The 7,989-nt window shown below is 44.8% G+C and carries 8 protein-coding genes; all 8 read left to right on the forward strand.

From position 1 onward, the window contains the following. Positions 1 to 123: 123 nt before the first annotated feature. Positions 124 to 372: a hypothetical protein gene (locus AC1DND_RS13040; RefSeq protein ID WP_477582177.1), complete on the forward strand. Its 249-nt coding sequence runs from the start codon at positions 124 to 126 to the stop codon at positions 370 to 372. 1,567 nt (positions 373 to 1,939) lie between these two features. Further along, positions 1,940 to 2,071 (forward strand): hypothetical protein, encoded by a 132-nt coding sequence (locus AC1DND_RS13045; RefSeq protein WP_477582165.1) that lies wholly within the window; start codon positions 1,940 to 1,942, stop codon positions 2,069 to 2,071. Positions 2,072 to 2,239: 168 nt separating this feature from the next. Next, a complete protein-coding gene (locus AC1DND_RS13050; protein ID WP_138821434.1) occupies positions 2,240 to 2,656 on the forward strand; it encodes a type IV pilin protein in 417 nt (138 codons plus the stop codon). Beyond that, positions 2,608 to 3,183, forward strand: a complete 576-nt coding sequence (locus AC1DND_RS13055; protein WP_477582167.1) for a hypothetical protein — start codon at positions 2,608 to 2,610, stop codon at positions 3,181 to 3,183. Before AC1DND_RS13050 ends, AC1DND_RS13055 begins: the two co-directional genes overlap by 49 nt. Further along, positions 3,173 to 4,597 (forward strand): GspE/PulE family protein, encoded by a 1,425-nt coding sequence (locus tag AC1DND_RS13060; protein ID WP_477582169.1) that lies wholly within the window; start codon positions 3,173 to 3,175, stop codon positions 4,595 to 4,597. The genes AC1DND_RS13055 and AC1DND_RS13060 overlap by 11 nt, the downstream gene beginning before the upstream one ends. Positions 4,598 to 4,618: 21 nt before the next feature. Then, entirely contained in the window at positions 4,619 to 6,574 is a 1,956-nt protein-coding gene (locus AC1DND_RS13065) for a type II secretion system protein GspD (protein WP_477582171.1), read from the forward strand. Between the two features lie 2 nt (positions 6,575 to 6,576). Further along, entirely contained in the window at positions 6,577 to 7,764 is a 1,188-nt protein-coding gene (locus tag AC1DND_RS13070; RefSeq protein ID WP_477582173.1) for a hypothetical protein, read from the forward strand. A 1-nt stretch (position 7,765) separates the two neighbouring features. Further along, the coding region (locus AC1DND_RS13075; protein ID WP_477582175.1) for a hypothetical protein at positions 7,766 to 7,989 on the forward strand (224 nt) is incomplete at its 3' end.

The raw sequence follows: 7,989 nt of genomic DNA on the forward strand, positions 1-7,989 counted from the left end.
GTATAAGTCACATCAAGAATCTTTTTAAAGTGTTATCCAATAAAGGAATTGAATTTATTTTGAATACCAGACTTTAGTTCACGATAAAAATGGTAAAAAGTAAAGTCTGGATATATATAGCAAATTCCATTACCTAATGAATTGGGATTTGCCTATGCTAAATTAATTGATTTATTGGAAATCGACACTAATGCTCTATATCCAACACTCATCAAAGTTTATAACCATAGGTACAAAAGTCTTGATAAGTCTCTATCAGATATCTTGGATATGCAATTAATTTTATGTCCATTGTTGATTGCAGGGATTCTACCAGCCGTAAACCAAGGGGTATGGAAAATTCTTGGCAATGTGGGGCTTAAAGCAATGTAACTAAGGTGTATTTCGAAAAGATAAGATTTAATTTGAAAATATTGATTGATGTTTTTTAGTTTTAGGAAGTTGATTACAGTCAAATAGTTGCAATCTATGGAGGCTATACCTTTTATTGGCTCAAGGTAAAAAAGAAATAAAATATTAGGGTTGAGATATTAGACATGAAATTGAACCCAGAAAAATTAGGTAATTGAATGGCTTTGAGTGGAACAAGGCCCGATTGGGCAAGGTATCAGAGGGAATAAAGGCAAAAAGTTATATCCTTTTGTCTTTAGTATCAATTCTCTAAAAAAAGTACAACGATCTCAATGGGGTAATCAGTAAAAAACTTTACTAGCTGCAAGAATTTACAGAAAAGAAACTGGATGGTCTGGGCTGGAAAGTATCAATTACAGATTGACAATTGTTATTGGCCAGACTATCATTCATTGGAGAAATGATGGCGATGTTATAGCAAAAGAATATCCTACACACTATTATGGTTAGAACAGGTGGTATACAGGTTTAAATGAAATGAGCATTGTATTTAATAACTTAGATGAAACAAAACTTATATATCACACTTATAACCTTGATTTTTACAGGCTGTGGAAACCCGTCAAAAAATGCCAGAAATGATGTTGCTGGTAGCAATTCTTTATCCGTAAAAGACAGTGCTGTGAAAACTCAGGATAATARTATAATTTCTAAGGATACCCTAGTTGCCCCTAAGGTAGAGAAAATTGATCATTTGGGCTATGATAAGGTATTGCTTTTTGAAAAGGATTCRGAGCGRGAGCTACTTTATATCAATRTGGCAAAGAAAARTCTTAATTTTAAAATATCRTATAAAAATGATACGTCSAAATTCGAACTCTCAGGAAATGCAAAATTACTCAATATTGGAGARGAGTCGATTTCTGATGAAAACAATAACAATATAGATGTGGCCGAATATGTCTACTACKATCAGGGTTGTGAACTTGTATTCAGGATTGAAGAAGTTGGGGCAACAGTTGCATCCGTTTTTCCAAGAGCGTGCAAAACAAGTCAATTTGAGATGCTAAAATACAAAAGGGTTTTGAAAATTGTAAAGAAATAATTTGATTGTTATGACTCTTTATTAAAAATAACCTGAGGATATGAACATGCTATTTTTTGGAGTGTTAAAATTCTAATTATCAAAGATATATGGATTCTGTACAAGTCCCGTCTATTCCGCGAAAATAATTTCATAGTTTAGCTAAAATCCTGTGAGTTAAACGCTTGCAGGATTTTTCGTTTTCTGGAAGCACTAAGTTATTCATTTCTTCGTAAGAAAAAGGTGAGCAATTCAGCGAGCACATTAAACGGTAGGGGAGCAAAAAAAATGGGAAAATAGGATGGGAGTCTATTTTCAGAATCAGGATCATGGAGGGGGCATCAAAAGCCTTATAGTCGGCGTAGTATGTGTTTCTCCCGGTTTTGATAAATTTTTCAAAAATGAGAAGCGATGTATACCAAAGGCAGAAAGAATCGATTATGAAGGTATACCTTTTACGGTGAAGATTCTTTTAAATACACGCTCAAACTTGAATATGATATTTTGAAAAAAGCAGATAAAGAGGAAATAAGAAAAATCTTGACCGTGGAGATTTTAGCATCCTTAGTGGTTTTTGAAAAGTTTAGATCAAGAATAAAGGACTTTGATTTTGATGGTTTTAGAAAAATTCTTTAAAAGCCAGGAGCTGATTTAGTAAGCTTGGAAGCCGCTAAAATCAATTGTTGCTTCAGGTTCAGCGTTACATTCATTATGTGACAGAATTTGTACTAATTATCAGATTTAATTTGCATTTTAGAGGCGATAATATCTTTCGGGATATTGTCGCTCAAAACGCTTTATCTAATGAGAATACAGACTACCAAAAAACTTGATGCTTATACGCTGACTGAAATCCTGATCGTGCTTGCGATCATCGGGATCCTGATCCTGCTGGCACTGCCCAACCTGATGCCGCTGATCACCAAGGCTAAAACGACTGAAGCGAAGCTGCAGCTGGAACATGTGGCCAAGCTCGAACAGAGTTATTTCTATGAACACTCGAAATATTCGGCCGATCTGGTGGAGATCGGTTTTATCCAGGAGAAACTGACCTCGGATGCGAAGGACGGGAAGGCCAACTATAAGGTTGAAGTGACTGCGGCATCGAACAATACCTTTACGGCAAAGGCCACTGCGGTGGCGGATTTTGACGGTGACGGGACTTTCAATGTATGGCAGATCGACCAGGACAAGAACTTAAAGGAAATTGTGGCGGACTGATGTTGTTTTTGCAGGGAGGGATTATGATGGTACTGGCTGGGATGGTGTATCAGGATTTTAGGTTCAGGGGCATTTACTGGTGGCTTTTTCCGCTATTGTTAATGCTTTTTGTACTGGATGTTTGGCTACGATACTCTTTTGCCCGCCTGGCAGCTACGGCTGGAAGTAATATCATTTTTCTTGTGGTACAGATGTTCTTGCTGACCGGTTATGTTTCATTTAAGAGGCGGAAGCTCACTAATATTTTTAAAGGTTATTTTGGGCTTGGGGATCTTCTTTTTCTCTTGTGCATAGCATTTTATTTTTCTTGTTTGAATTATATTGCTTTTTACCTGCTGAGCCTGATGGTGGTGATTGTACTGACGCTGATCTTTGGCGGCCGTAGCCGTGCAAAAAAGGAAAAGATTCCGCTTGCGGGTTATCAGGCGCTGCTCTTGATCCTGATCATGACAGTCAGTTTTTTTATAAAAAGCGTTAATATCCATTCGGACGAGGTATTTTTTAATCTTTTGCCCTATGGAAATTAGAGCGGAGATATTGGCGCTGGTATCCAAGGAAACCGCTATGCAGTATAGGGTGTTTCCAAAGGAGAATGGTCCACAGGGTGGAATCGAACTTTACTGGGACGGGAATGGTGATGAAGGATCCCTTAGGGACGAACTCGAAGTTGTTCTGGGCTGCGGGGTGAGTCTGTTGGCGCTGGAAAATGCAGAACTGAGTAGACTATTGTCCAAGCATTATCTTGGTGATGTCTCGGTGGGTGCTGAAAAAAAGGAGGTTTCGGTGATCTCGGCGGGGGATGATTTCCTGGGTGTGTTGATCGAGGAGGCGAGAAGGCTCAAGAGCAGTGATATCCATATCGAGACTTTTGAAAAACGCTCCCGGGTACGCGTGCGGATCGATGGGATGATGATTGAGCGTTACCAGATCGAAAAAAAGGATTATCCTTCACTGATCAACAAGATCAAGATCATGGCCAACCTGGATATTGCCGAAAAACGCCTGCCACAGGATGGACGGATCCAGTACAGTTCGGCAAGGCAGAGTGCCTTTGATATCCGGGTTTCGGTGCTGCCTACCCTTTATGGGGAAAAGGTGGTGCTGAGGCTACTCAACAACAGCAGTACGGACATCGACCTGAATACTTTGGGATTGTCCGATCAGGATATGCGGCATTACCTGGAAGGGGTACAGCGCCCGAACGGGATCATCCTGATCAGTGGTCCGACAGGGTCTGGAAAGACGACGACCCTGTATGCAACACTTAAACTATTAAATAAAAGTACGCGCAATATCCTCACGATCGAGGACCCCATAGAATATACCCTGGAAGGGGTCAACCAAGTACAGCTCAGGGAGAATATCGGGCTGGGTTTTGCAGCTACCCTGCGGACTTTTTTAAGGCAGGATCCGGATGTGATCATGGTCGGGGAGATCCGCGACCCGGAGACGGCCAATATGGCCATCCGTGCGGCTTTGACTGGTCACCTGGTTCTGTCAACGATCCATACCAATTCGGCATGGGGTACGGTGGCTAGGCTGATGGATATGGGCATCCCGGGTTTTCTGGTCGCCAATACACTCAATACTACCGTGGCGCAGCGCCTGGTGAGGCTGCTTTGCCCTATTTGCAAAAAAGAGGAAGCGCTGGATACGGGGCTTTATCCGAGGCAGTTCAGGGCGCCTTCAACAGTCGAAAGGCATTTTGTTGCTGCAGGCTGCGAGAAATGTTATTATACCGGTTATAGTGGCAGAAAGGCGGTCTATGAGGTCGTGCCGATCGATGCAGACCTTTCCCAGCAGATCAGGAACGGGAACATGTCCATTGATGGGGTGCTGGCCGAAAAAGGAATCAATACCCTTTCGGGAAATGCCTTTTCGCTCTTTGCGGATGGTCTCACCAGTCTGGAAGAAATTTACCCCTTATTGTTAGCCATCTAGATAATTTTTACGCTCAGAATAATGAAAAACACAAATATATTTTTTAAGACAGGTTGTCTAGTGATGTTACTGCTCGTGCTGAGCTTCTTTAAGGGGTATTCACAGGGAACCGAACAGTCGCAGCGGCTGAAAGCAGTGGAAGAAAGGCTAAAGAATCTTGCGGTGACGGTGCCGGGGCTTAACCAGCCGGTCCAGATCTCGATTTCGGGTGCCTCTGCGCAGGAGTTTTTAAGGGCGCTTGCCCAGTCGAACAACCTGAACATCAATATCGATCCCCAGCTGAGCTTTAAGGTCTATACCAATTTCAGGAACGAAACGGCACTGAACGTGCTGCTTTTTATGGTGAAGGAATATGACCTGGACATCAACCTGATCGGTTCGATCATGTCGGTGACCAAAGCTGCGGTAGCGAAAACCGTTGTAGCGCCGCGGGATATCCGGGTGAATTATAATTCATCGAACGAATATTTGGGTTTTGAGCTCAATAACGATACCTTGGGTCAGGTGGCCAAGAAGATCAGCCAGCTTTCCCAGAAAAATGTGGTGGTGCCGGTCAACCTGATGGACATAAGGGTAAGTGGTTTTATCGCGGCGGCACCCTTTGAGGTAGCACTGGAAAAACTGGCCTATGCCAATTCCCTCAAGATGGACAGGACCAATGACGGGGTGTTTATCTTTCAGTCTTTGCGTGAGGGTGAAGAACTTTACGTGAACGGGGACAAGGCCACTGCAGTGAAAAAATCCAATAAACCGTCTGGACAGGGCGGCGGACAGCCACAGGGGAATTTTAACCTCAGTGCCAGGAAAGATGCACAGGGCAACCGGACAGTAAGCGTTGATGCACTGAATACCCCGATCCTGGACCTGATCAAGTCGGCTTCTGCCGAGGCGGGCGCAAATTATTTTATCTATTCGGATATCAAGGGTACGGTGACTACCAGGCTCAGCGGGATCGGTTACGATTCTTTTCTGACTGCGCTTTTGCAGGGAACTGAATATACCTATAAAAAAGATGGCGGGGTCTACCTGATCGGGGACAGGAAACTGGAAGGCCTTAGGGCTAACCGGATCGTGCAGTTGCAGCACCGGTCTCTGGATACCATCCAGATGATGATCCCGGCAGAATGGAAAAAAGGGGTGGAGATCAAGGAGTTCAGGGAGCAGAATACACTCCTGCTTTCAGGATCATCACCACAGGTGAATGAGATCGAAAACTACATTAAACAGATTGACCGCGTGGTGCCGATGGTGCTGATTGAGGTAACCCTGGTGGATGTACGCAAAGGCAAAACCGTCAAGACCGGGATTTCTGCAGGGGTATCGGACAGTGTGAGGACCGGTGGCACGATCCTGCCGGGGATCGATTATACTTTTGGGGCCAATTCGATCAATGATTTTCTCTCACGGCTGGGGCGCAACGGCTCGGTGAACCTGGGCAGGGTGACCCCGAATTTTTATGTCAAGCTGAGCGCACTGGAGAACAACAGTAATGTGGATATCCGCTCGGTGCCGAAACTCTCTACGCTTAATGGGCATTCAGCAAGCCTGAGTATTGGGAGTTCGCGTTATTATAGCCAAAGGACACAGAACGTGATCCCTTCGCTCAATGCGCAGACGGTGGTAACCGAGCAGTTTACGGAGGTGAATGCCAACCTGGAAATCGATATCAGGCCGGTGGTGTCGGGCGATGACCAGGTGACTTTAAATATTAAAGTGAACATCTCGGACTTTATCGGTAATCCGCCGCTGAACGCGCCGCCGCCCAAATCCACGAGTAAGTTTACCTCGATGATCAGAGCGAGAAATGAAGATATGATCGTGCTGGGCGGCCTGGAAAGGACAGAAAGTAATGAAAGCGGATCCGGTATCCCTATACTTTCGCGTATCCCGGTACTGAAATGGCTATTTAGCAGCAGGGAAAAATCCAATAACAAAGTGGTGACCCTGGTTTTTATCAAACCTACAATCCTGTACTGATCATGTTTGCGCCTTTTGACCATTTGCTCGGGATTGAGATCGTGCTGCTCCAGGAGGGGCAGTACCGCTGCAGCTATGCTGTGGTGTACAGGAAGGGAAATGCCCTGGAGATCCTGGAACATAAACAGGTTGAAGGATCTTTGGTAAAGGTGCTGGAATCCCTTCCAAGGAAATATCCGGTTGCATTGGCACTGAGCGGAAAGGGGATCATCCACAAACAGCTTGAGGCTAAGGGGAACGGACAGTCCGGTTTTTTTAAAGCAGCTTTTCCATCGGTGGAGCAGAAAGAATTTTATCTGCAGGAATTACTGCAGGAAAAGCAGGCCTGGATCAGTATTGTCCGGAAATCCCTGGCTGATGACCTATTGGGTAAACTGAAGGCGGCAGGACTTAAGGTGTATGCCCTGAGCCTGGGCGGGCTGCCCGTTGTGGGGATATGGGACCTGCTTGGGGAAACGGAKGGGGGATTTTCGGCTGATGGACATGTTTTTTCGGTGGCCGAGGATGGAAGCTTTTCGGGTTACGGTCATACAGCGGTGCAGGCAGGAGAAAGTAAGGTGGCGCTGGGGAAAAATAAAGTAGCTTCCAGGTGCATATTGCCTTATGCGCTGGCCTTCCAGCTTTTTCTGCATGACCGGGTTGAAATGGTCAAAGCCGACAACGAGAGGGTTGATCTTGTTTTTAGCACCTTTTTGGAAGATTCCGGCCTTAAAAAAATGGCTTCAGTATTTGTTTTTGTGCTTCTGGGCCTGCTGCTCATCAGCTTTTTTATGCTGAGTCATTATAATGCGGAGAATGCAGTTTTGAACGAAAAGGCGGGTCATTTGACGGCTACAGCCGATCAGGGCGATGTACTGAAAAAAGAGATTGCCCAGCAGAAGGCCTTGTTGAAGAAAATGGGATGGAACGGTGGATACAGTTATGCTTTTCTGCTGAACGAGGTCGGAAGCTCCAGGCCCAGGCTGCTGAACCTGACGCAGGTGCAGTTCGGGGAGGAAAAGAAAACGGGTTCTGTGGAACCGGCGGAAAATACGATAAAGATATCGGGAGAAACTGCCGACCTGAGCGCAGTGAACAACTGGATATTTATGCTAAAGGAAAAAAAATGGGTGCGCAGTGTCAGGCTGTTGCGCTACCAGCAGGAGATGGGCGCTGATCGTTATTTCTTTAATCTTTTGATCGGATATTGATATGTTGGAGAAATTAAGTTTAAAGACGAAAAAACTGGCTTTAGGGCTGTTGATGCTGCTGGTGCTTTACCTGGCCTATGTGCTTTCCTTTAAAAAGGCCATTTCGGCAGCGGTGCTTAATACCCAGCTGAAAGCGGTTGGCGCGGGTGGTACAGAACCGCCATTAGCGGTGGCGCAGCTGGAGCGGGAACACGGTTTCTATCTGGCTGTGCTGAAGGGCTATCA

It is taken from the genome of Pedobacter sp. 01N416, assembly GCF_056399685.1.

Coding starts and splice junctions, on each gene's coding strand:
- AC1DND_RS13050 (WP_138821434.1), top strand. CDS start 2,240: ATGAGAATACAGACTACCAAAAAACTTGATGCTTATACGCTGACTGAA.
- AC1DND_RS13055 (WP_477582167.1), top strand. CDS start 2,608: ATGGCAGATCGACCAGGACAAGAACTTAAAGGAAATTGTGGCGGACTG.
- AC1DND_RS13060 (WP_477582169.1), top strand. CDS start 3,173: ATGGAAATTAGAGCGGAGATATTGGCGCTGGTATCCAAGGAAACCGCT.
- AC1DND_RS13065 (WP_477582171.1), top strand. CDS start 4,619: ATGAAAAACACAAATATATTTTTTAAGACAGGTTGTCTAGTGATGTTA.